This window comes from Nocardia xishanensis NBRC 101358 (genome assembly GCF_001613365.1).
Taxonomy (GTDB): domain Bacteria; phylum Actinomycetota; class Actinomycetes; order Mycobacteriales; family Mycobacteriaceae; genus Nocardia; species Nocardia xishanensis.
The window spans coordinates 87,645-110,209 of the sequence record NZ_BDCF01000002.1 but is presented as its reverse complement, the minus strand read 5'-3'; the positions used below and the strand labels follow the sequence as shown (position 1 = coordinate 110,209).

General features: G+C 68.2%; 27 protein-coding genes. 12 read left to right on the top strand and 15 right to left on the bottom strand.

What is annotated here, in order from left to right; translation table 11 throughout:
- The first annotated feature begins 145 nt into the window (after positions 1-145).
- Entirely contained in the window at positions 146-1,000 is an 855-nt protein-coding gene (locus tag NX1_RS02815) for a heme ABC transporter ATP-binding protein (RefSeq protein ID WP_068053205.1), read from the top strand.
- Between the two features lie 17 nt (positions 1,001-1,017).
- Here the strand turns inward: NX1_RS02815 and NX1_RS02810 are convergent, their stop codons facing one another.
- The 3 genes from NX1_RS02810 to NX1_RS02800 are packed head-to-tail and all read right to left on the bottom strand — an operon-like array spanning position 1,018 to position 4,027.
- On the bottom strand, positions 1,018-3,111 hold the full coding sequence (locus NX1_RS02810) for an MMPL family transporter (RefSeq protein WP_068053202.1): 2,094 nt from the start codon (positions 3,109-3,111) through the stop codon (positions 1,018-1,020).
- A 16-nt stretch (positions 3,112-3,127) separates the two neighbouring features.
- Positions 3,128-3,664, bottom strand: a complete 537-nt coding sequence (locus NX1_RS02805; protein ID WP_068053200.1) for a WKL family lipoprotein — start codon at positions 3,662-3,664, stop codon at positions 3,128-3,130.
- 6 nt (positions 3,665-3,670) lie between these two features.
- Positions 3,671-4,027, bottom strand: coding sequence for a hypothetical protein (locus NX1_RS02800; RefSeq protein WP_068053197.1), 357 nt, complete (start codon positions 4,025-4,027; stop codon positions 3,671-3,673).
- A gap of 149 nt (positions 4,028-4,176) precedes the next feature.
- On the opposite strand from NX1_RS02800, the gene NX1_RS02795 reads away from it, so the two are divergent.
- The 3 genes from NX1_RS02795 to NX1_RS02785 are packed head-to-tail and all read left to right on the top strand — an operon-like array spanning position 4,177 to position 6,544.
- Positions 4,177-5,214 (top strand): YncE family protein, encoded by a 1,038-nt coding sequence (locus NX1_RS02795; RefSeq protein ID WP_307649657.1) that lies wholly within the window; start codon positions 4,177-4,179, stop codon positions 5,212-5,214.
- Positions 5,214-5,462 (top strand): DUF5703 family protein, encoded by a 249-nt coding sequence (locus tag NX1_RS02790; RefSeq protein ID WP_068053194.1) that lies wholly within the window; start codon positions 5,214-5,216, stop codon positions 5,460-5,462. The genes NX1_RS02795 and NX1_RS02790 overlap by 1 nt, the downstream gene beginning before the upstream one ends.
- A gap of 5 nt (positions 5,463-5,467) precedes the next feature.
- Entirely contained in the window at positions 5,468-6,544 is a 1,077-nt protein-coding gene (locus NX1_RS02785; protein WP_068053191.1) for a quinone-dependent dihydroorotate dehydrogenase, read from the top strand.
- A 29-nt stretch (positions 6,545-6,573) separates the two neighbouring features.
- Here the strand turns inward: NX1_RS02785 and NX1_RS02780 are convergent, their stop codons facing one another.
- Both NX1_RS02780 and NX1_RS02775 read right to left on the bottom strand, forming a co-directional pair.
- Complete coding sequence (locus tag NX1_RS02780) at positions 6,574-6,966, bottom strand: hypothetical protein (RefSeq protein ID WP_068053188.1); 393 nt, start codon at positions 6,964-6,966, stop codon at positions 6,574-6,576.
- A gap of 15 nt (positions 6,967-6,981) precedes the next feature.
- A complete protein-coding gene (locus tag NX1_RS02775) occupies positions 6,982-7,248 on the bottom strand; it encodes a hypothetical protein (protein WP_068053186.1) in 267 nt (88 codons plus the stop codon).
- Between the two features lie 463 nt (positions 7,249-7,711).
- Between NX1_RS02775 and NX1_RS02770 the strand changes: the two genes are divergently transcribed.
- The 4 genes from NX1_RS02770 (at position 7,712) to NX1_RS02755 (ending at position 12,855) form a co-directional block, all read left to right on the top strand.
- Positions 7,712-9,202 (top strand): PfkB family carbohydrate kinase, encoded by a 1,491-nt coding sequence (locus NX1_RS02770; protein WP_068053184.1) that lies wholly within the window; start codon positions 7,712-7,714, stop codon positions 9,200-9,202.
- Positions 9,203-9,255: 53 nt separating this feature from the next.
- Positions 9,256-10,053: a GTP cyclohydrolase II gene (locus NX1_RS02765; RefSeq protein WP_157119495.1), complete on the top strand. Its 798-nt coding sequence runs from the start codon at positions 9,256-9,258 to the stop codon at positions 10,051-10,053.
- A gap of 190 nt (positions 10,054-10,243) precedes the next feature.
- Positions 10,244-10,861, top strand: coding sequence for a GTP cyclohydrolase II (locus NX1_RS02760; RefSeq protein ID WP_068053178.1), 618 nt, complete (start codon positions 10,244-10,246; stop codon positions 10,859-10,861).
- A 161-nt stretch (positions 10,862-11,022) separates the two neighbouring features.
- Positions 11,023-12,855, top strand: coding sequence for an AMP-dependent synthetase/ligase (locus NX1_RS02755; RefSeq protein ID WP_068053174.1), 1,833 nt, complete (start codon positions 11,023-11,025; stop codon positions 12,853-12,855).
- A gap of 64 nt (positions 12,856-12,919) precedes the next feature.
- On the opposite strand, the gene NX1_RS02750 is transcribed toward NX1_RS02755, so the two are convergent.
- Both NX1_RS02750 and NX1_RS02745 read right to left on the bottom strand, forming a co-directional pair.
- Positions 12,920-13,444: a YbhB/YbcL family Raf kinase inhibitor-like protein gene (locus tag NX1_RS02750; protein WP_068053172.1), complete on the bottom strand. Its 525-nt coding sequence runs from the start codon at positions 13,442-13,444 to the stop codon at positions 12,920-12,922.
- Between the two features lie 46 nt (positions 13,445-13,490).
- Positions 13,491-14,852 carry a M20/M25/M40 family metallo-hydrolase gene (locus NX1_RS02745; RefSeq protein WP_084500887.1) on the bottom strand — a complete coding sequence of 454 codons (1,362 nt, stop codon included), beginning with the start codon at positions 14,850-14,852 and terminating at the stop codon, positions 13,491-13,493.
- A 322-nt stretch (positions 14,853-15,174) separates the two neighbouring features.
- Here NX1_RS02745 and NX1_RS02740 point away from each other — a divergent pair, with 322 nt between their 5' ends.
- Both NX1_RS02740 and NX1_RS02735 read left to right on the top strand, forming a co-directional pair.
- Complete coding sequence (locus tag NX1_RS02740; RefSeq protein WP_084500885.1) at positions 15,175-15,666, top strand: CD225/dispanin family protein; 492 nt, start codon at positions 15,175-15,177, stop codon at positions 15,664-15,666.
- A 14-nt stretch (positions 15,667-15,680) separates the two neighbouring features.
- Positions 15,681-16,085 carry a DUF2752 domain-containing protein gene (locus tag NX1_RS02735; protein ID WP_068054107.1) on the top strand — a complete coding sequence of 135 codons (405 nt, stop codon included), beginning with the start codon at positions 15,681-15,683 and terminating at the stop codon, positions 16,083-16,085.
- A gap of 6 nt (positions 16,086-16,091) precedes the next feature.
- Here the strand turns inward: NX1_RS02735 and NX1_RS02730 are convergent, their stop codons facing one another.
- The 5 genes from NX1_RS02730 to NX1_RS02715 form a co-directional block, all read right to left on the bottom strand.
- Positions 16,092-16,325, bottom strand: coding sequence for a hypothetical protein (locus NX1_RS02730; protein ID WP_068053166.1), 234 nt, complete (start codon positions 16,323-16,325; stop codon positions 16,092-16,094).
- A 130-nt stretch (positions 16,326-16,455) separates the two neighbouring features.
- Positions 16,456-16,842: a hypothetical protein gene (locus NX1_RS35905; RefSeq protein ID WP_157119493.1), complete on the bottom strand. Its 387-nt coding sequence runs from the start codon at positions 16,840-16,842 to the stop codon at positions 16,456-16,458.
- Between the two features lie 197 nt (positions 16,843-17,039).
- A complete protein-coding gene (locus NX1_RS02725; protein WP_157119492.1) occupies positions 17,040-17,237 on the bottom strand; it encodes a hypothetical protein in 198 nt (65 codons plus the stop codon).
- Positions 17,238-17,521: 284 nt separating this feature from the next.
- Positions 17,522-17,893, bottom strand: coding sequence for a hypothetical protein (locus NX1_RS02720; RefSeq protein WP_068053161.1), 372 nt, complete (start codon positions 17,891-17,893; stop codon positions 17,522-17,524).
- Positions 17,894-17,942: 49 nt separating this feature from the next.
- Entirely contained in the window at positions 17,943-18,374 is a 432-nt protein-coding gene (locus tag NX1_RS02715; RefSeq protein ID WP_218024039.1) for a T6SS immunity protein Tdi1 domain-containing protein, read from the bottom strand.
- A 136-nt stretch (positions 18,375-18,510) separates the two neighbouring features.
- Here NX1_RS02715 and NX1_RS02710 point away from each other — a divergent pair, with 136 nt between their 5' ends.
- On the top strand, positions 18,511-19,131 hold the full coding sequence (locus NX1_RS02710) for an acyl-CoA-like ligand-binding transcription factor (RefSeq protein ID WP_068053158.1): 621 nt from the start codon (positions 18,511-18,513) through the stop codon (positions 19,129-19,131).
- A 40-nt stretch (positions 19,132-19,171) separates the two neighbouring features.
- A complete protein-coding gene (locus NX1_RS02705) occupies positions 19,172-20,752 on the top strand; it encodes an FAD-dependent oxidoreductase (RefSeq protein WP_068053155.1) in 1,581 nt (526 codons plus the stop codon).
- A 60-nt stretch (positions 20,753-20,812) separates the two neighbouring features.
- On the opposite strand, the gene NX1_RS35900 is transcribed toward NX1_RS02705, so the two are convergent.
- The 3 genes from NX1_RS35900 to NX1_RS02695 form a co-directional block, all read right to left on the bottom strand.
- Positions 20,813-21,037: a hypothetical protein gene (locus NX1_RS35900; RefSeq protein WP_157119491.1), complete on the bottom strand. Its 225-nt coding sequence runs from the start codon at positions 21,035-21,037 to the stop codon at positions 20,813-20,815.
- Between the two features lie 230 nt (positions 21,038-21,267).
- A complete protein-coding gene (locus NX1_RS02700) occupies positions 21,268-22,110 on the bottom strand; it encodes a DJ-1/PfpI family protein (RefSeq protein ID WP_084500883.1) in 843 nt (280 codons plus the stop codon).
- Between the two features lie 52 nt (positions 22,111-22,162).
- The gene (locus tag NX1_RS02695; protein WP_068053151.1) at positions 22,163-22,546 is read right to left on the bottom strand and encodes a winged helix-turn-helix transcriptional regulator; all 384 of its coding nucleotides are present in this window, start codon (positions 22,544-22,546) and stop codon (positions 22,163-22,165) included.
- Positions 22,547-22,565 lie beyond the last annotated feature (19 nt).

Below are 22,565 nucleotides of genomic sequence, written 5' to 3'. Positions count from 1 at the left end.
CCGCGAGGACGCACCGCGCGCACTTTCAGCGGCCTGCCGGTGCACAACGCGTTGCCGCCCGGCCGACGGACGCGTCGGTCGATCGCGCCGTGGGCATGGCGGGTGGCGCGGATGATCAGAGGATCGGAGGTCGCCGGTGAGTGGCATGCGGCAGGGACTGGGCGCGATGCTCGGCCGGACGCAGGAGGAGCCGCAGCGCCCCGAGCGCGGGACGGTGACGTTGCGGGCGCGCGGGGTGAGCGTCGACCGGCGCGGCGGCGCGAGCACGCACCTGCGGCGCGTGCTGGATACGGTCGATTTCGCGGTCGCCGCGGGTGAGATCGTCGCGCTGGTTGGACCGAACGGGGCGGGCAAGTCCACGCTGTTGGCCGCGTTGGCCGGGGAGCTGGCGCTCAGCGAGGGGTCCGTCGAACTGGACGGCCGCGCGCTGGAGCACTGGACGCCGCTGGACATGGCGCGCAGGCGCGCGGTGCTGCCGCAGAGTCACACCGTGGGATTCCCGTTCACCGCCCGCGAAGTCGTGGCCATGGGCAGGGCGCCGTGGGTGCGCACCGAGCGCGGCGAACGAGACGACGAGTTCGTCGCGGCGGCCATGGCGTCGGCCGACGTCGCGCACCTGGCCATGCGATCGTTCCCGACGCTGTCCGGCGGTGAACGCGCGCGCGTCGCCCTGGCCCGCGTCCTCGCGCAGGACACCGCCACCCTGCTGCTCGACGAACCCACTGCCGCATTGGATCTCGGCCACCAGGAAGCGGTGCTGCGGCTGGCCACCGAGCGGGCGGCCGCGGGCGCGGCGGTGGTCGTCGTGCTGCACGACCTCGGCATCGCCGCCGCCTACGCCGACCGCGTCGCCGTACTGGAATCCGGCCGCGTCGCCGCCGACGGCCCGCCGCGCGAGGTGCTCACCACCGAACTGCTGAGCCGGGTCTACCAGCATCCGGTCGAAGTACTCGACCATCCCGTCACCGGCGCCCAGCTGGTCCTTCCGGTCCGGCGCTGATCCCGTCTGCGTCCCGCCTACCGCCAGATCAGCTTCAACACGGCGGGGGTCAGCAGCATCCTGATAACGGTCGCGTCGATGATCAGCGCGGCGATCATGCCGTAGGCGATGTATTTCATCAGCACCAGGTCGGAGAAGCCGAACGCGCCGGTCACCACGATGAGGATGGCGGCGGCCGAGGTGATCACCCCGCCCGTGTGCGCGATGCCGTAGCGGATGGCCTCCGGCGCGTCGGCTCCCGCCTGCCGCGCCTCGACGACACGGGACAGCAGAAAGACCTCGTAGTCGGTGGAGAGTCCGAACACGACCGTCACGATCAACGCCAGCACCGCGAACATCAGCGGCCCCGGTGTGAACCGGAAGGCGTCCGCCCCGTGTCCTTCCACGAAGATCCAGGTGAGGATGCCCAGCGTCGAGACGAGACTCAACGCGCTCATGGCGACGGCTTTGAGCGCGAGCACGATCGAACGGAACGCGATGAACATCACCGCCAACGCGGTACCGGCCAGGATCGCGACCAGCATCGGCAAGCCGTCGAGCAATCCGTTGATGCTGTCGCGCTCGAGCGCGGGCACGCCTGCCACCATCACCCGCACGCCCGGCGGTTCGGGAATGGCGCGCAGCGCGGCGATCACGGCGTCGGCGTCGCGTTTGTCGGTCAATCCGGCGTTGAGGACGTTGACGCCGTCCTTGGTCGCCGCCGACGGTTCGAAGCGCCCGGTCAGGCCGGGCACCTGGTTGGCCGCGTAGCGGATGTCGCCGAGCTGCTGCGAATTCGCCCCGACCACAACGAGTTTCAACGGCTCGGTACGGAAGCTGGGAAACAGCTCGTCGAAGCTCTCCTGGGCGACGCGGGCCGGATTGTCCTCGGCGAGGTAGCGTTCGCTGATCCCGCCGAATTCGATATTGCGGAACGGGATGCTCAACGCCAGTAGCACCAGCACGATCGGCACGGCCACCGCCCACGGCCGCCGCATGGCGAACAGCGCGAGCCGGGAGAAGAACCCCGCGTCGATCTGGGCTTCGGTCTTGGTGCGGGAGAAGCGTTTCCAGCCGAGGAAATCGATGCGGCGGCCGACGATGCTCAGCGCGGCTGGCAGCGCCGTCACCGAGAGCAGCGCCGCGAGCAGCACCGAGCTGATGCCGCCGTAGGGCACCGAGCGCAGCACTCCGTTGGGGAAGATGAACAGCGCCGCGAGGCTGATCGCGATGATCGCGGCGGAGAACATCACCGTGCGTCCCGCCGTCGCCACGGTGCGGGCGGTCGCCTCCTCCACGCTGCGTCCGGCCGCGAGCTCCTCGCGAAACCGGGTGACGGTGAACAGGCCGTAGTCGATGGCAAGACCGAGACTGACCAGCGTCATCACGGCGTTGGCGAAGACGTTGACCTCGATGTGGTCGGTGAGCAAGCGCAACATGCCCTGGGTGCCCAGGATGGTCATCCCGCCGATGATCACCGGCAGCAGCGCCCCGATCACCCCGCCGAACACGAAATACAACATGATCGCGACGATCGGCAGCGCGATCAGCTCCGCGCGCTCGATGTCGTTCTGCATCCCGGTGTTGATGCCCTCGACGATCGGCTGCAACCCCGCCAGTTGCACCGTGGTGCCGCCCGGCCCGCCGCCTTCGCTGCCCGCGCCGAGCGCGTCTTTGATCGCGAGATAGTTCTCGACGGTGGCGGTGCCCTCGCCGCAGAGTCCGACGCTGGCGAAGGCGTGAGTTTTGGTGGCGTCGCTGGCGTTGGCGGTGAACGGGCTGTCCCAGTAGCTGTCGATCTTCAGTATCCGGTCCGGGTAGCGTTCGAGCAGGCCGCGCAGCTGGGCGGTGACCGCGGCGCGCACCTCAGGGGAGTCGACGGTGCTGCCATCGGGCACGGTGTAGAGCAGGATCAGGTCGCTGTCGGTGTCGCGGCCGAAAGTGGCGTCGGCCAGTTCGGACGCGGCCACCGATTCGCTGCTCTCGTCGAACCAGCCCTCCTGGCTGAGCCGTTCGGTCAGGTCGCGCCCGTACCAGCCGGACAGCAGCACGGCCAGAGCGAACCCGGCCAGCACGAGATAGCGATAGCGGTGGACGAACCGCCCCCACCCCAGGAAACCGGAATGCAGCATTTTCCGGGCCGCGCCGCTAGCCGCACGCCGCGGTGCGGTAATCGGCTGAGCGCAGGATGCCGCACAGGTCGGTGCGGGAGATCTTCCAGCGGCCGTCGAGGTAGACGAAGTGCACGACGGTGGTGCGCACGGCGGTGCCGGTGCCGTCCCTGTCCAGTCGCATGGTGGCGGTCAGGGTGCCGTCGCGGTTGTCGAAGACGGGATCGGTGACGCCGTAGACGGCGCGCGGGTTGTCCTGCAGCGCCCGGTACATGTCGGGGATGGCGTCGCGGAAGGCGTCGCCGTCCTCGATCAGCGCCGTGCGTTCGCTGTCGGGCAGCGCCGGGTCCAGCGCCCGCTTGATCTGGGCGTCGAGGTCGGCGGCGGTCGGCATCGGCCGGTTGGCGATGGCGCTGGAGGTGGCGGCGGCGGACGAGGACAGCTCGGCGATGGCCTTGGAGCGGGCCGTCTCGACCGATGCCTCGTCCGGACCCGAATTGCAGGCGGCGGTCGCGGCCACCGTGACACAGGCGAGCGCGGCCAGCCCCATTCGGGCGATTCGTGTGGAGTACATCACTACCTACATACCATCGATGACGGAACTGATTCGCGCGAGCAGGGCGCGCACCGTCGTGACGTCCCGGTCCGCGGCCGCTTCGACCGGAACCGCGTCGGGGATCATGTCGCGCACCAGCGCGACCACACTGCGTTCGTCGTCCAGGTCGACGTCGGTGACCCGCACCTCCGCCACCGCGACCACATCCTCCGGAGCCGGCACATCGCTGTCCAGGTCGGCGCGGTAGATCTCGAGGGTCAGGATCGAGCGCACCGTGCGGAACGCGTACGGCCTGCCATCGGCGGTGGTGCCGAACCCGTGAGCAAACGGACCAACGGTTATGTCATCGATGGCAAATCCCGATGGATGGTCGGCTTTCAACCGGATCTCCCTGAGTCGGACACTGTTTGATTACACGGTAACCCCCATCACGGGTAATTCGGTGCCGCCGCCACCCCCGGTCGGTGGCGGTGTTGCGCCATCATGGTCAGATGGTGACGTCGGGTTGATTCGTCGGTAGGAGGAGTTCGGTGGTGCGCCCTCGCGGCTCGGTCCCCTCAGCGCTCGTCGCCTTGGCGGTGCTCGCACTGCTGGCCGGATGTGCTTCCGACAAGGGCGAACCCGACGTCCCGACCCGCGAACCCGCGACCGCCGCTGCCGCGCCCACGCCCCGTACCCCGCCCGTGGGCCAGGTGATCGGCCTGAGCGCCCCGATCCGCAATCTGTTGGCCGAATCCGGCACCGGCCTGCTCGCCGCGCTCGACGCGAGCAGCGACAGCTCCACCGTGCTCTTCCTGATCGATCCCGCCGCCCCCGCGGGCGCGGGCCAGCGCACCGTCACCCTGCCCGCGCACGGGACCAGCCTGGCCCAGGGCAAATCCGGCGAGGTCCTGGTCGCCGCACCCGGCTTCGTCATCCACGTCGACACCGCGAGCGGCGCGATCACCGAGACGCCCGTCGAGGGTGACGTCCGCTCGGTCCGTCAGCGCGAGGACGGCACGCTGGTCGTCGGCACCGCCGACGGCGCGGTCCGTGTCCTCGGTCCCGACGGCGACGTGCGCGACTCCGTCTCCGGCCTGGCCTCGGCGGACGTCGTCGCGCTTACCGCCGACCGCATCGCGGTGCTCGACCGCCGCCAGACCTCCGTCACCGAGATCGACCCGGCCAAAGACCGCCTCGGCCTCGCCCTGCGCGCGGGCGACGGCGCGACCAACATGATCTCCGACCACTTCGGCAGGGTGATCGTCACCGACACCGCGGGCGAGGAACTGCTGGTCTACACCACCGGGCCGCTCGTGCTGCGCCAGCGTTTCCCGGTAGGATCGTCGCCTTACGCGCTCACCTACGATCGACGGTCCGAGACCGTGTGGGTGACGTGCACCCAGAGCAACGAAGTCGTCGGATTCGATCTGTCGACGGGTATACCGGAGGAAGTGGGACGCTTTCCGACCGTCCGGCAGCCCGATTCGGTGACCGTCGACGAGCGCACCGGTGATCTGTTCGTCGGATCCGCCACCGGGGACGGTGTCCAGCGGATCCGCGCGGACCAGCTGAAGAGAGGGCAGTGATGGCGCCGAAAAGCTCCCGCACAGCATTACCGGCGAACTGGGAGACCAGCAGCGACGACTACGAATACGTCCCGCTGCGCTTACCGAAAGACGTGACCAGGGTGACCGCCTCGATGCGCCTGGCGATTCAGGCCGAATTCGGCGGATGGGAGCTCTCGCGCGTGCGCGCCTACACCGACGGCAGCCGCAAGGTGCTGCTGCGTCGTCGCAAGACCTCGCTACTACCCCAGCCAGAGCCGGGGATGTGAGGCGGATGTACGCACTGCTGCTTCGCTTGATGTTCCTGGTTCCGCCGGAACGCATTCACCATCTCGCCTTCGCGGCCATGCGCGTGGCCGCCCGTTTCGCGCCGACCCGGCTGCTGGTGAAGCGGCTCGCGGTCGTCGACGACCCGATCCTGCGCAATACCGTCTTCGGCGTCGAGTTCCCCGCCCCGCTCGGTCTGGCGGCCGGTTTCGACAAGAACGCCGAAGGCGCCGACATCTGGGGTCCGTTCGGCTGGGGCTTCGCCGAAGTCGGCACCGTCACCGCCCAGGCCCAGCCCGGCAATCCGGCGCCTCGGATGTTCCGGCTCCCGGCCGACCGCGCCCTGATCAACCGGATGGGCTTCAACAACCACGGCGCAGCCCGCGCCGCCGACCAGCTGCGCGCCAGGGCCGCCACCGTCCCGATCGGCGCGAACATCGGCAAGACCAAGATCGTCGAAGCGGCCGACGCCGCCGCCGACTACGCGACCAGCGCCGCACTGCTCGGTCCGCTGGCCGACTTCGTCGTGGTCAACGTCAGCTCCCCCAACACCCCCGGTCTGCGCGACCTGCAAGCCGTGGAATCGCTGCGCCCGCTGCTGCGGGCCGTGCTCGACACCGTCCAGGTGCCGGTTCTGGTGAAGATCGCCCCCGACCTGTCCGACGACGACATCGACGCCGTCGCAGACCTCGCGCTGGAACTCGGCCTCGCGGGCATCGTCGCCACCAACACCACCATTCGCCGCGACGGCCTGCGCACCGACGCCGCCGAGGTCGCGGCCATGGGCGCGGGCGGCCTGTCCGGCGCGCCCGTGGCCGAACGCTCGCTCGAGGTGCTGCGCAGGCTCTACCGGCGCGTCGGCGATCGCCTCGTGCTGATCTCCGTCGGCGGCATCGAAACTCCCGACCAGGCCTTCGAGCGCATCCTCGCGGGCGCCAGCCTGCTCCAGGGTTTCACCGGCTTCATCTATGGCGGCCCGTTCTGGACCCGCAAGATCCACCGCGGCCTCGCCGCGCGTCTGCGCGACCACGGCTACCGCTCGATCGCCGACGCGGTCGGCGCGGACAACGTGGCGAGGACCTGAATCCGGCGCTGATCCCGAGCCGGAGCGAGTCACCCGTACACGCGCGGCGGACCGCTCGCCCTTGGCGGCAAACCGTGCGCTCGAGAACCGCATGCGCCGACGGGGCCGGACGCCGACTCGTCCGGCCGCTCCCGTAATCGCGCGACGATCCGCTTGTGCAGCAAGATGATCGCGTGGTCGAGCAGGATGCCCAGCCGGTCGGCCCGCGCGGCGGCGCGCGCGTGCGTCATTCGGTCGTGCACCATGTCCGGGTCGCTGAGCAATTCGTCCAGCTCCATGCCGGCCAAGGCCTGCTCGAGGGAGAGTGTGCGACCCGGCAACCAGCTCAGCCGCCACGTGTCGGCGCTGGATTCGCCATCGCGGTAAGCCGATTCGGGGGTCAGGTCGCTGATCATGGTCCATTCGGTGGTGTGAATGGTCATTGGCTGCCTCCGGTACTACAGCCCGAGCAATATCTGCTCCAGGGGAATTCCGAGTTGTCCGGCGAAGTGCACCGCCCGCAGGTGGGCGAGCCGATCGTGCCGGTAGGTCTGGGTGCTGACGATCTCGGCGAGATCCATCCCCGCCAGTGCCTGTTCGCGGGTGAGCAGGCGGTCGGGCAGCCAGCTCAGCCGCCACGACTTGGGCCATTTGTCGGCGACGCGCTGCGCCGATTCGGTGGTGCAATCGCTGGTCATCGACCAGTCGGTGACGTAGATGGTCACGAATGCCTCCTGTCGAGCATCCGAGGGTCGAGTGGGGTCACCGAAGAGTTCGGAGAGCGGCGAGCCCCGGCGAAGTGCGCGAATGACGCACGGGCCGGGTCTCGCTGGACGGCGGAGCGGAACCGGCGGTGGACGCGGTTCGGGTGTCGCGTTGGTCGGGGGAGAATCACGCGACCGGACGGTGGGATCCGAGTTCGGTCTCTGGCGTGCCGGGCTTGTGACGCATGCGCCGCCGGTCGCGACGTATCAGCAGAATCTCTTTCATCACCAAGGCCCTCCCGAGTCCGCTGGTGGAGGACGACCAGATCGCCCAAAAGCAGTGTGGCATTTGCCTTTCCCCCGGTCAATTGCCGGAGTATCTTGGGGATTGCCGGTCTCGTTGCCCGTTAAACACCGCGATGAGGGCAATCACCGCACAAGCACAAGGAAAACGGCAACGACGCGATGGAGGGCGGACTAGCCGATGGCTCCGCAGAATCCCCGCACGATCGCGATCCGCGACATCCTCACCCGCTTGTGCACCTACTACGGTCTGCGGCCAGAACGCTTGGGCAACACCGAAATCGACGTTACCAGCCTGCTCGAGCTGCCGATCGTGCGCCAGCACGCGCAACGCAACGGCCTGCCCGCGGGCGAATCCTTGCTGCCGGTCGTGCGCGAAACGGTGCGACAGCTGCCCCCGACCGATCGCCTGATCGCCGATTCGGCGTTGGCGCTCGGCCTTTTTCGTGACAACCCCCCTGACGGTGTCGATCTCGCCCGGCTCTACGCGGACAATCTCGGGCCTCGACGCGAATACCTGGTCGAGCACTGGCGGCGGTTGCACGAAGCGCTCGGTGTCGACCGCGTTCCCGAGGCGCCGACGGTCAAGCGGCTGCGCACGTCGTCGGAGGGTGACACCTTCACCGCACTGGCCGACCTGCTCACCGCCGACACGGGCTACGTCGTCCCGCAGGCCATGCCGAGCGGCAAAATCCTTGTCTCGCTGCCCGATTCGGTCCGGCGACCGAAGTCGGTGACGGTGGTCGGCGATGCGGTCATCGATCACCTCTACCGCGTCGACGGTTTCCCCGCCGCGGACCGCGCGGCGCGCGGCGACTTCACCAGGCCGCCCGGCGGGAAGGGATTGAACCGCGCGGTGGCCGCCGCGCGTCTGGGCTTGGACGTCGCGCTCGTCTCGGCGGTCGGCAACGACAAGGACGGCGCGGAGATTCTGAGCTTCCTGACCAACGAGAACGTCCGCTGCGATCTGGTGAAGATCGTCGACGGCGGCCGATCCCCCGTCACGGCCGTGATCATGGATTCCAGCGGCGAGACGAGGCTCATCGGGTGCAAGGACGACAGGGTCGAGCTCGACGTGACGGATCTGCACACCGGCGCCGTGCACGCGGCGCTGGCGAGCTCGGAGGTGGTTTTGCTGACGCTCGAACACCCCAAGGGCGTCGCCGAACAGGTCCTCGCGATGGTGCGCGGCATGCGGCCGCGGCCGCAGGTGATCCTCTGCCCGTCGCCGAGTCCCACTGTGCCGCAAGATCTTTACCAGTATCTCGAGGTGGTGGACTACCTGGTCGGATCGCCGTCGGAACTCGAGGCGATGCTGCCCGTCGTGTCGACCGACTCCGCCGGAGGCAGTGCGCAGCGCCTGCGCGGGCTGGGGGTGCGCGCGGTGTGTGCGATCGACAAATTCGGCTGCGCGGTGCTCTCGGAGCGGTCGAAGTTCGATGTCAGCCGGTTCCGGAAGACAAATGCGTTGACGAATTCGCTGGGCGCGGCCGCCGCGTTCTCCGCCGCGCTGGCGTGCCGTCTGATCGAAACCGGCGGTGAGCTGGCCGCGAAGGACTTCATCTGGGCGACCGCCGCGATGATTCCGACCCAGAAGCTGGGTGCGGTTCCGCGCGCGATGCCGGACAAGGACCGTATCGACGACGTGGTCCGGCTGGGGAACGAACAATGACCTGATCCGCGCGGCGCGGCGGCGTATTTTAACACAAAAGACCTGGTAGTAACATGCGTGTTACGTCACACGCAGGGTACGGTTGCGAGGTCATCTCGGATGTGCGGCCAGCTGCCGCACCTGTTGAGTCGGAGGAGCGGTTGACGACGGTTGCGTCGGATCTTGCCGAAGCCGGTCATCGGTTCACGCGCAAGGGGCGTGACACTCGCGTTCGCGTGATCGAACTACCTGATCACGGCGATGGAGGCGGCCACATTCTCGTCTTCGGAGACATCAGCGACGGATGTCTGGTTCGGGTTCATTCGCGTTGTCTCTACGGTGAGGCGTTGCGATCGGACGACTGCGATTGCGGTCCGGAACTGGACAAGTCGCTCGACATGATCCTGGAGGCCGGGTCCGGCGTGCTGGTCTATCTCGAGCAGGAGGGCCGCGGCGCAGGACTTCTCGCCAAAGCGCGCGGGTACCTGGAGAGCGAAAAGTCGGGCGAGGACACCTTCACCAGCTACGAGAGACTGGGCTATGCCCCGGACGGGCGCTCCTATGAGCAGGCGGCCCGAGCGCTGTACGACGTGCTGAATCTGCGCACGGTGCAACTGCTGACCAACAATCCGGCCAAGGTGCACGCGCTGCGCGCGGTAGGGCTTGCGGTGCAAGTGGTTCCGCTGGTCACCGAAGCGCTGAGTCAGCGCGCCGCCGAGTATCTCGACGCCAAACGTCGCAGGCGCCATCACTGGATTCCCAACGGCGAATCGCCGTGGTCGCTGGAGCAGACCATTCTGCCGCGGGCGAATTCCGGCGGCGCGCTGCCGGAGGGACCCGCGCACGAAAGCGCGCCACCGGTTCTGGTCTAGCCACTGCTGCGATGCCCGGCCTGCGGCTACCATAGATGGATTGTGCGACTGGGGATTCCGCAGTTCGCCGACCGCTGCACTGTGCATCGGAGGGGCATGGCATCGGAGGGGCATGGACCGAGCGGCATCCGATCTCCGTGAGACCGGGCATCGTCTGACTCGCAAGGGGCGAGAACTCCGCGTTCGAGTCTTGGCGATCCCTGGCGCCGAGGACGGCGGGCACGCTCTCGTCTTCGGCCCGGTGGTCGATGGTTGCCTGGTACGCATCCATTCGCGCTGCCTCTACGGCGACGCCCTGCGCTCCGACGACTGCGATTGCGGGCCCGAGCTCGACCTGTCGATGGATTTGATCCAGGACGCCGGGTGCGGCGTGCTGGTCTACCTCGAACAGGAGGGCCGCGGCGCCGGATTGGTCGACAAGGCAAGGGGTTTGCGCACCAGCGAGGTGTTCGGGCTGGACACCTTCGACAGCTACGAGCGACTCGGGCTGTGCGTCGACACGCGCTCCTACGAGCACGCGGCTCACGCGCTGCTGCACCTCGGTCTTCGGTCGGTGCGCCTGCTGACGAACAACCCCGACAAGGTGCGCGCCCTCACCGAGCTCGGCATCGCCGTCATCGTCGTGCCTTTGGTGACGCGGCCGCGCAGCGAGCGCGCCCGCCGGTATCTGGAAGCCAAACGGCGCAGACGCGGGCACACGCTTCCGGCCGAGGACGAGACCTGGTCGGCGCTGGGACGTTCGGTCCGGCGCTGCTCGTCCCGTCGCTTCGCGGCGGGTTGCTGGTGGCGTCGGCTGCTCGCGCTGTAAAGACCGTCATATTCGGCGCACTCTGGCTACCATGAGTGAGCCGCGCCACACGCCGACACCCATGCGGTGAGAAGATGACATAGAGTCTGGCGCATTATGTCAGCGGTTGGCGTCGAGCGCATCGGGTCGGTTCACCGACAGGATCATCGGGAACAGGGAATATGAGCACTACAGAAATCGGTTTCGCGCACGAATCAGGCAAGACGGTCTACACCGTTCCCGAGGCGTTCCAGGAGACCGTCAAGCTGCGGCCGGACGGGATCGCGCTACGTACGGTCGGCGGCACCACGGAGATCACCTGGCGGGAGTACGCCAAGCGGGTCGAATCGATCGCGGCAGGGCTCGCCGCGCTCGGCGTCGGCCGCGGCGACACCGTCGGGATCATGCTCACCAACCGGCCCGAGTTCAACCTCGTCGACACGGCCGCACTGCACTTGGGCGCCACGCCGTTCTCGATCTACAACACGAGCTCCCCCGAACAGATCGCCCACCTGTTCACCAATGCCGAGAACAAAGTGGTGATCACCGAACGCGCGTTCCTGGACGTGATCGCGGGCGCCGGCGTCGTACTCGCGCACACCGTCGTGGTGGACGGCCCGGCCACCGGCGCGATCTCGCTGGACGAGGTGGAGGCCAACCCGGCCGCCGACTTCGACTTCGCCGCCGCATGGCAGGCGGTCGAGCCCGGTGATCTGGCCACGCTGATCTACACCTCGGGCACCACCGGCCCGTCCAAAGGCGTTGAGATCACCCATCGCAACGTGCTCGCCCAGATCATCGCGCTGGTGTCCGGGCCGCTGCGGGTCGGCTACGACGACCGCGCGATCTCCTACCTGCCCGCCGCGCACGTCGCCGACCGCATCTCCGGCCACGCGATCAGCCTGCTCACCGGCATCCTGATCACCTGCGTCCCCGACCCGCGCGAGATCGCCGCGGCGCTGCCCGACGCGCGGCCGACCGTGTTCTTCGGCGTGCCGCGGGTGTGGCAGAAGATCAAGGCGGGCATCGACGGCAAGCTGGCCACCGAACCGAGCCCGGTCAAGAAGTCGCTCGCGGCATGGGCCATCGGCACCGGGATCGCCGCCGCGCGCGCCGATCTCGCGGGCAAGGGACGCGGTGCGGTGCTCGGCGTGCAATACAAGATCGCCGACGCACTCGTGTTGTCGAAGCTGCGGCACGCGCTCGGCTTGGACAACCTCAAGGTCGCAGCCTCCGGCGCGGCCGCCATCCCGCCGGAGACCCTCGAGTACTTCCTCGGGCTGGGCTTCACCGTCACCGAGGTGTGGGGCATGTCGGAGACCACCGGCGTGGCCACCTACACCGAACTGGACAAGCCGCGGCCCGGCTCGGTCGGCCGCGCGGTGGACGGGCTGGAGGTGCGCCTCGGCGAGGACGGCGAATTGCTGGTGCGCGGCCCGATCGTCACGCCCGGCTATCGCAAGCAGCCCGACAAGACCAAGGAGGCGCTCGACTCCGACGGCTGGCTGTCCACCGGCGACGTGGCGACCATCGACGCCGACGGCTACGTGCGGATCGTGGACCGTAAGAAGGAACTCATCATCAACGAGGCGGGCAAGAACATCTCGCCCACCAATATCGAGAACGCGGTGAAGGCGGCGTCCTCGCTGGTCGGCCAGGTGGTGGCGATCGGAGAGGCCAAGCCGTACATCTCCGCGCTGATCGTGCTCGACCCCGACACGGTCGCGATCCGCGCCAAGGAGATCGGCGCTCCCGCCGAGGATCTCGCGGCGCTGGCCACCCGCAAGGAGATCGTCGACGAAGTGCGCGCGGCCGTCGAATCCGGTAACCGCAAACTGTCGCGGGTCGAGCAGATCAAGCGCTTCACGATCGTCGCCAAGCCGTGGGAGCCGGGCGGCGACGAGCTGACCCCGACCATGAAGCTCAAGCGCAACCCGATCGCCGCGAAGTACGCCGAGGAAATCGCGACGCTCTACACCAACCCGCTGCCCGAGACGGTCGTCAACGTCTCCTGAGCCACCGCGAGACGACCGTGGCCCCGAGCGAAAAGCCCGGGGCCACGGTCCTTTCGGCGCAAGACTACCGCTCGTGGGTGCCGATCAGGGTGGCGCGGGCCAGGGTGTGGGAGAAGAGGTTGAAACCCAGGTAGGCGGGCGACGCGTCGGGTCCGACGCCGAGGCTCTCCACGTCCACGGCGTGCACCACGACGAAGTAGCGGTGCGGGCCGTGGCCCGGCGGCGGTGCGGCGCCGACGAATCCGGGGAAACCGCCGTCGTTGCGCAAGGTGACGGCGCCGGCGGGCAGCGAACCGCCCTCGCTGCCCGCACCGCTGGGCAGCGACGTGACCGACACCGGGATGTCGGCGACGGCCCAGTGCCAGAAGCCGGAGGCGGTCGGAGCATCCGGATCGAAGACGGTGACCGCGAAACTCTTGGTCTCGGCGGGGAATCCGGACCAGGACAGCTGCGGGGAAACGTCCTTGCCTCCGGCGCCGAACACGCCGCTGACCTGATCGTTGCCGAGCGGGGCCCCGTCGGTGACGTCCTCGGAGGTGAGGGTGAAGCCAGGCACTTTCGGCAGTGCGTCGTAGGGGTCGTAGGTCATCGTTCCTCTTTTCGGAGCCGTTGGATGTCGGAGCCGTGTATACGGATCAGCTGTGCAACAGGAAGTGTTCCAGTACCCGGGTGCCGAACTGGAGGGCGTCCACCGGAACACGTTCGTCCACGCCGTGGAACAGGGCACTGAAGTCCAGGTCGGGGGGCAGCCGCAGCGGCGCGAAGCCGAAGCAGCGAATTCCCAAGCGGGCGAAGGCTTTCGCGTCCGTGCCGCCGGAGAGCATGTAGGGCACCGTGCGGCCGTGTGGGTCGTGGGCCAGGACGGCGTCGTTCATGGCGTCGACCAGGTGCCCGTCGAAGGTGGTCTCGTAGGAGTCGAGCTTGGTGATCCACTCCCGTTCGACGTCGGGGCCGATCAGCTCGTCCACCTCGCGTTCGAACGCGGCCTGGCGTCCTGGCACCACCCGGCAGTCGACCACCGCCTCCGCGGTCTGCGGAATGACGTTGGCCTTGTAACCGGCCTGCAGCATGGTGGGATTGGCGGTGTCGCGCAGGGTGGCGCCGATGATGCGGGAGATGGTGCCGAGCTTGGCGAGCTGTCCCTCGATGTCCGGGCTCTCCGGGTCGAACGGTAAACCGGTCTCCTCCGACACGGCGGCGAGGAATTCGGCCACCGAATCCGAGAGCACCAGCGGGAAGGTGTGTTTGCCCAGCCGCGCCACCGCGTCGGCCAGGATGGTCACCGCGTTGTCCTCGTGCAGGAACGAGCCGTGCCCGGCGCGGGCCTTGGCGCGCAAGCGCATCCAGCCCAGGCCCTTCTCGGCCGTCTCCACCAGGTAGAGCCTGCGCTCGCCGCCGTCGCGGCGCGGCACCGTCAACGAGAAGCCGCCGACCTCTCCCACCGCTTCGGTGACTCCGTTGAACAGGTCGGGCCGATTGTCCACCAACCAGTGCGACCCCCACTTGCCGCCGTTCTCCTCGTCGGCCAGGAACGCGAAGACGATGTCGCGCGGCGGCACCGTGCCCTCGATCGCGAACTGGCGCGCCACCGCCAGCATCATGCCGACCATGTCTTTCATGTCGACAGCGCCACGGCCCCACACGTAGCCGTCGCGCACCGCGCCGGAGAACGGGTGCACGCTCCAGTCCGACGCCTCGGCGGGCACCACATCCAAGTGCCCGTGCATCAGCAGCGCGCCCCTGGTGGGATCGGCCCCCTTCAGCCGCGCGAAGACGTTGCCGCGGCACGGCGCACCGGATTCCACGTATTCGGTGGTGTATCCGACCTGGTGCAATTGGTCGGCCACCCACTGGGCGCATTCCCGCTCACCTTTCGTGGTGGCCAGGTCGCCCGTGTTCGAGGTGTCGAATCTGATCAGCTGACTGACCAACTCGACGACCTCGTCCACCGCACGAGATCTGCTGTTCGGACCGGAGTCTTCGCCGTTGACGGACACGTCCCTTTCCTACCACTCGTCGCCGCTACGGGGCATCGCGCCCGCGCCGCGAGTCCCCCGGCGGCGCGGGCTGGCGTGCGTGATCGCGCGCGCGGCCGTTCGCGATCAGCGTGAGCCGAACCCGTACCCGCCGGGCCGAAACACGCTGCCGCGCCCGCGAGGACGACGACGGGCGGCCGACGGGAGAGGGCGGCCGAGACCCACTACACTGCCGGAGACCTGGTCGACAGACTGTCAGGATCGTTCGGGGGGAGCGCGCACTCGGAGTTCCACCGAAGCCCACATTCGCGCTCGCCGAGCGTCGACGACAAGTGAGGAATTGATGACGTACCCCCCGCCCCAGCCCGGGTTCGACCCGTACAAGCAGTCCGACCCGTACGCGCAGCAGCAGCCGCAGCCTGCGAGCGACCCCTACGCGCAGCAGCCTGGCTACCCCGCCGCGCCGGGATACCCTGCGGCCCCGGGTTATCCGGCCGCGCCCGGATATCCCGCGGCGCCCGGGTATCCCGCGGCGCCGGGATACCCGGCCGCGGGCGGCTATCCCCCGGCTCCCGGCTACCCCGCCGCGCCGCCGGACAACAACATGGTCTGGGCGATCCTCGCGACGGTGTTCTGCTGCCTGCCGTTCGGCATCGTCGCGATCATGAAGGCGGCAAACGTCAACAACCTGTGGGCGCAGGGGCAGGCCGCCGAGGCATACCGGGCGGCCGAGGACGCCAAGAAATGGACGATGATCTCCGCGGTGTGCGGCGTCATCAGCGCCATTCTCATCATCATCCTCAACGTCGCGCTCATCGGGGCCTCCAGCGTGTGAGCACGTCCGTCTCGATGCCGCACCGGTTGACCGCGCCCGTCGCGGTCGCCGGCGCGGGCGCGCTGGTCTGCGCCGCGGTGCTGTGGGCCGATCCCACCACGCCGGGCGGCGTCATCCCGGTCTGCCCGTCGAAGGCGCTGCTCGGCATCAACTGCCCCGGCTGCGGCAGCTCCCGCATGCTGTATTCGCTGCTGCACGGCGACCTTCCCGCCGCCCTGCACTACAACGCCCTCGGCCTGATCGCGTTGATCGCGCTGGTCGGCACGTTCGTCTTCTGGACGCGCGATCGCGTCCGCGGCCGTGATTCGGTGCGCTGGTATCAGTACCGGAACGCGCCGCACATCGTGCTCGCGCTGGTGCTCGGCTGGCTGGTGCTGCGCAATATCCCGATCGCGCCCTTCACCGGTCTGCGCGTCTGAGCCCGCTCAGGTGCGCGGCGTCGCCGTCATCGGGACCGGCCCGTCCGGGCCGCCGGTGAACGCGAGCGCCCGCCTGATCGGTTCCCCGGTCGTGACCAGACCCTGGCCGAAGGTCACCGCCATCACGTCGTATTGGGCGCTCTTGCAATAGTTCTCCTGATTCGAGACCAGGATGCGGCGGGCCTGTGCTGGATTGCGCACGACGGCATAGCGCAGCAGCGGCATGCGGGCGACGAGCACTGTGGTAGACCATTCGAATTCCCGTCTGCAACAGCAACCGAGGTTCGGCCTTGTGCACCCGATCCTTCGGCAAGGACGGATGTTTCGGGGCCGGAAGTCTATGTGACACCGCGTATCCGCGCTCGCGCGGTCAGGGTCCGTGGGTGGCGTCTATGCCGTGTACAAGCGTCCAGCCGGTGACGAAGAGGCCGAGTCCGAAGACGATTGCGCCGCTTATGAAAGCTGCTGTCGAGCCGAAGCGACTGTTTGTTGTAGCAGCACGCTGCCCGACTACCCATGCCAGCACGCCCGCGATGAACCAGAACCCCCACACGCAGCACAGCGGCAGGAGAGCAACGGACAGGATGCCGTCTGCGGAGCACGAGGGTTCGAAACCGCAGTGCGTAGGCTGATCCGACGCCATCCACACGACTAGTGAGGCAAACCCCGCTGGCAGTACCCCGAGCAGGCCCAGTGTGCTCCACGCCACGAAGAACCGTCTGGTTCTCGTCGAGTTATTCTGCGCCACATCGGTCATTCCGCGTTCTTCCTCCCATCCTGGTGTGCGGCGGCCGAGTCGATCTGACCCCCGGCGGTCAGACCGACCTCACGCCCAGCCGCTGATCGCAATGCCCGCGTGCGGCCCCGCCGCACCGGCGGGGCCGTGTCGAAATCCGGTCACCGCGCCGCGACAACGATTCTTACGACCGATGAGCGCCACGTTATCGAACCGCGTCACTGCCCATCGCGCTGGTCGAACATCCGCTCGTTCTTCTCGCGCATCTCGCGCAGTTGTTCAACTATCTGTTCGGACTCCGCCCGCGCCCTGCGCACCCCACGCGACCCGGCCACGAGCATTCCGACCATCCCCACCACGAACAGCACCCATCCTGGCCAGACCAGCCAAGGCTGCGACGACCACAGAGAAGCCACTTCCAGCATTCCCCCGCCAACCCACGCCACAACAGCCGACGCCCCTAACCATCGCGCGCCCATCATCCGCACCCCGTGCCTGATTCGAACTTCCCCGAGATACGAGGGTACGGAGCGCTGGGCTCCGTTCACAACAGAAAGCCCTGGGCCGCAGCAATTCTCGCGGCGGGATGTCGCATGACCCCACCGTGCTCACCATGCCATGACGGACTGGGAACCGAACTGCCCGCCCCGGATCGCGCAGCGGATGCTGGGACGTAGCCCTGAGCTCGCCGAGCCGAATGTCAGGAGCCCTTACCCGCCGGTGGCAATCGCACCGCATCCCACGGCACCCAGTGGCGCAGCGTCGTCTCAGTGAGCTTGTTACGCGTCCGGTAGTCGACCGCGACCTCGGCGTACCACGCGACGTAATGCCCGAGGTGCAGCCGGACCCAGCCGTACTGGGTCGCCTGCACCCAGGGTTCCTGGAATCGAGGATCCAGGCTGTTCGACGCGACGCCCAGCGACGGCCGCTGGGGTCCCGGCCGGTTCGGCAGCAGCCAGATCCGCTTGGGATCGACCAGCACCGGGCGTGGCCGCGGCAGGCGCCGGACCGCCGAAAAGGCATCCTCGCTCACCGTCGACCACCCGACCCGGCCGCGCCGCAATTCGAACACATGTTCCCATCATGACACGTCTACGAACCGGTCGGAATGGGACCCGCAACTAAAGTTGCTGCGCCTGTGCGACGAGCTCCAGAAACGTCCACAGTTCGCCCGTGTCGTACGTCTCGGGCTCCTCGCTGCCGCCGAGGAACGGATACGGCGTCGCGATGTACACCTGCTCAGGATCGAGCGGCCCGAGCCGGTCGCGGATCCGAGCGACGTGCTCGTTGCGCAGCACGACCGCGGTGAACCCCGGCTCGCGCAGCACTTGGTCGGCGAAATCGGCCGGATCGGCGAACGCGCCGTACCCCTTCGCGGCGGCGCGGTACGGATGCAGCACCGAGCACTCTCCCGACTGGCTGTTCACCAGAAACGCGTGGCCCAGGTCGGAGTATCCGAACACGAGGTCGAACTGGGGAAAATGCGGCGCCCACGCGGGCATCGCCTCGAGCATCGGCCGCTGCGCGATCAACTGAAAACCCTCGATTGTCACGCGTCGATCCAATCAGCCGGGGTATGAGTTGTCTCGACGGCCCAGGCCGTTCGGGGATTCTCCGCACTCTTGCGGCAACAAATCTTGCCCAAAGCGCAAACTTGCACAATCTGCAATTATTGCTACCGTGGCTGACATGGCGGTCGAAGCTCCGGGTCTCCGGGAACGCAAGAAGCGCGAGACGCGACTCGCGCTGAGCCGGGCGGCGATTCGGCTGTCGATCGAGCGCGGCTGGGACAACGTCACCGTCGAGGCCATCGCGGCGGAAGCGAATGTTTCCGTGCGCACGTTTCGCAACTACTTCGCCAACAAGGCCGAAGCGATCGCCGCCAGTCATGTCGAGCGGTCGATGCGCATCGCCGACGAGCTCAGGACGCGACCGACTGACGAGCCGCTGTGGGATTCGATCGCCGACGCGGTGCTGGCCCAGTTCGCGGGAGGCGAGCGCTCCGGCGCCGACTCGGAAGACGACCGGCGGTGGCGTGACGCGTTGCGGCTGATGCTGGCCGAGCCCGCATTGCAAGGTGAAGTGGTCAAGGCCAACGCGGCCGCGCAGAACGCGCTGGCGGCGGCGATCGCCGAGCGCACCAGCACCGACGCCACGCGCGACGTGTACCCGCAACTGGTCGCCGCGGTGATCGGCGCGGGCACCGCGGCGGCCGTCGAGCACTGTTTGCGCGCCGACGAACCGCTTCCCCTCGCGCGGGTGCTGCGCGAGGTGTTCGACCGAATCCGCGCCGGACTCCCTGTGCCCTGACGCCTTCGAACGATTCGTTCTCAGCTGAGGAGTAGATCCGATGAACACCGATGTCGTCATTGTCGGCGGCGGCCCGGCCGGGCTGATGCTGGCCTGCGAACTGAGCCTGGCCGGTGTCCGGCCGATCGTGCTCGAGCGGCTGCCGGAACCGAGCGCCGAGCCGAAAGCGAACGGGTTGCTCGGCCAAGTCGTGCGGATGGTCGACCGCCGCGGCCTTTTCGAGCGCCTCGGTGGCGGTTCGGTTCCACCGCAGCCGAACTCGGCGTACTTCATGTTCGCGGCCATGGATCTGGACCTGACCCTGCTCGACGAGAGCCCGATCTACGCCCTGCCCGTGCCGCAGCGTCGCCTCGTCGACGTGCTGGCCGAGCGAGCCGCCGAGTTGGGCGCCGAAATCCGCTGGGGCCACGAAGTTCTCGGTGTGCGGCAAGACGACGAGGTCGGCGTCGATGTCGCGGGCCAGGATGGAACCTATCGGTTGCGGGCCCGCTACCTCGTCGGCGCGGACGGTGCGCACAGCGTCACGCGCAAGCTGTCCGGCATCGAATTTCCCGGTGTCACCTACGATCGGACCACGACGCGATCCGCGCACGTCACCCTTCCGGCGACGTCGATCGATCCCGGCACCGGCGCGCTGCATGTTCCCGGCTACGGTCACGTCCGGCCCTTCGCGCCGAATCGCACCGAGCGCGGCGGATTCTCCTACGCGCCACTGCCCGGCCATCCGCCGCTGGTCAGCACCACGGAGTGGGACCAGCCGCGCACCGACGCGCCGATGACGCTCGACGAAATGCGGGCCAGTATCCGCCGCGTGCTCGGCGCCGATCTGCCGCTGACCGCGCCGGAGGGCGCCGGCCCGCATGTACTGCGCCGCCTGTTCGGCGGAAACACCAGGGTGGCAGCGCGATTCAGGGACGGCAGGGTGTTTCTGATCGGTGACGCCGCCCACGTCTACGCGTCGGGCGGTGGTCCCGGCCTCAATCTCGGCCTCCAGGACGCGGTCAACCTCGGCTGGAAGCTCGCCGCCGAGATCGCCGGCCACGCCCCGCCCGGACTGCTGGACAGCTACGAGACCGAACGCAGGCACGCCGCCCGCCGCATGATCATGAACGCGCAGGCACAAACGGCGCTCATAGCTCCGGGCCCCGATGTCGGCGGACTACGCGACCTGTTCACCGAACTGCTGCGCGACCGCGACACCGTGCAGCGGCTCGCGGATCTCGTCGCGGGCGCGGACGTCCGCTACGACATGGCCGTCCCCGACGCACATCCACTGGTCGGCCGCTTCGCTCCCGACTTGGCGGTGCGCACCGCCGCGAGAACCGTCCGCCTCGCCGAACTGGCCAGATCCGCCCGCCCCCTGCTGCTCGACTTCACGAAGGACGCTTCCGCCGCGAAAAGCCTCGCTGCGACCCGCGCCGATGACCGCGTCGAAATCATCACCGCCGCAACGGAATCGACCGAAGCGACCGCGGTACTGTTGCGGCCCGACAGCTACATCGCTTGGGCGTCCTCGTCACCGGCGCCTACCGCAGCGGAACTGGATGCGCTTCGTGCGTCCGTGCGGCGGTGGTTCGGCGAGTCGTCGGACCACCGCACCGCGCCGCGTCGAATGTCATGAAGTTGTCGAATGACATGAAGTTGTTTTGCGAATTGATGACGGGAATGCGCCCAATCGCTGTCACATATCACGAATAGCGCGCGGCGGTGCCGGTTTCTGAGAAATCGTCGGCAAACTGATCGCCATACCCGCGCACACCGCGGCTGCCGCCGCGAGTGTCCAGGTCAGCGAGGTGGTCAATAGTGCTACGCCGCAGGCCAGAGCCGTGGCGATAACAGCGCACAGCACGGCCGTACCGCGCTCGATGCCGATGATTCGGCCGGCTCGGTCGTTCCGTGGGGTCATATTCACGTATTACCCACGGCGGCTCGTGATCAAACCGTGATTTCTTGTTTCGACGTGGCGTCCGGTTTCTTTTACCGCGAACCACTGTTCGCGTCGTTGTGATCGAAAAAAGCCTCGTAGGGCAGGGCTTCGCGATCGGAACCCGCACGTCACGCGGCTGAAGGTCGAAACATGCTGTGCTGCTGCACAACTCATCGCCGCATCCGCTGAGATCGACGGCGTCCGCTGGATCAGGCGGGCTGCCCCGTCGTCACCGGCGCGCTCGCACGGACCTTCGCCACGAAGGCGGCTCCCAACGCCTTGGCGGAGTAAGGATCCTGCCCCGTCAGCAGCTCGCGGTCGTCCACGATCTTGCTGCCCATCGGCAGCCGGGTCTGCTCGACGCGCGCGCCGCACTCACGCAGCAGCTCCGTCGGATCGACGGTGAGATGACCGCGGAAGCGGCGCGCCACCGGGACGGTGCTGAGCATCGTGTCGACGGCGGTCTTGAAGCAGGTCATTCGGTAACCCTGGTAGATCCAGCGTCCGTCCACCTTCGGCGCGGCGGCGAGCGCGGCCGGGGCGTGGCAGATCAGCGCGGTCGGGCGGTTGTGCTCGTGGAAGTAGTTCAGCAGCGCGCCGAAGTCCTCGTTGCGGGAATCGTCGGCGAACGCGTCGCGATACAGCAGGTCGACCAGCGGCGCGTGGCCACCGGGGACGAACACCGCGTCGAAGGCGGCTGGTTCGCGCGGCGAGGCCGCCAGATCGGCCAAGTCGGCGGGCTTGGCGAGGCCGAGTTCGAGCAGCCGGGTATAGCTGGTCATGGCCGCGTCGCGGGTGCGCCGGGACATGCCGAAGTACATCAGGCTGCACGAAGTGCCGTCGATCGTCGGGATCTTGCCACCCGGTGTGGCGAACGAGAGCTCGAAGCCGGCGGCGAGCATGGCGTCGGTCGGTTCGACGAGTTCACCGAGGTAGGTGCCGGTCGGTTCGCTGCCGCCCTCGCGCAATGGGATTCGATCGGCGGCGGATACGACGACCAGCACCCTGCGGTGATCGGCGGAGCCCTTGGCAGCCGAATTCGTTGCGGTCACAGCCGTCGCGTACCCGCGCGCCTGCCCGCGAAACCGCTGCCGGTCCTGCTTGCTAGGCGGTCGCGGTGTCGTATGCCGCGCGCGCCTCCGTCACCGCGTCCATGTGCGCTTCCGCCCACGCTTTGATCTCCCGCATCAGCGGCACCAGGCTCTCCCCGAGCGGGGTCAGCGCGTAATCGACGCGCACCGGCACCGAGGGGGTGATGGTGCGGGTGAGCAGACCGTCGCGCTCCAGATTGCGCAGCGTCTGGGTGAGCATCTTCTGGCTGACGCTCACCAGCGTGCGCGACAGATCGCTGTAGCGCTGTGGGCCCTCGGCCAGCGCGTTGATCAGCAGACTCACCCACTTGTCGCTGATCCGGTCGAGCAGCTGCCGCGCGGGGCACCCCGCGAGATAGGCGTCGTAGGCGGCGCGCGCCTGGTCCTGTGTCCGCACAACTCTCCTTCGCGTGCCT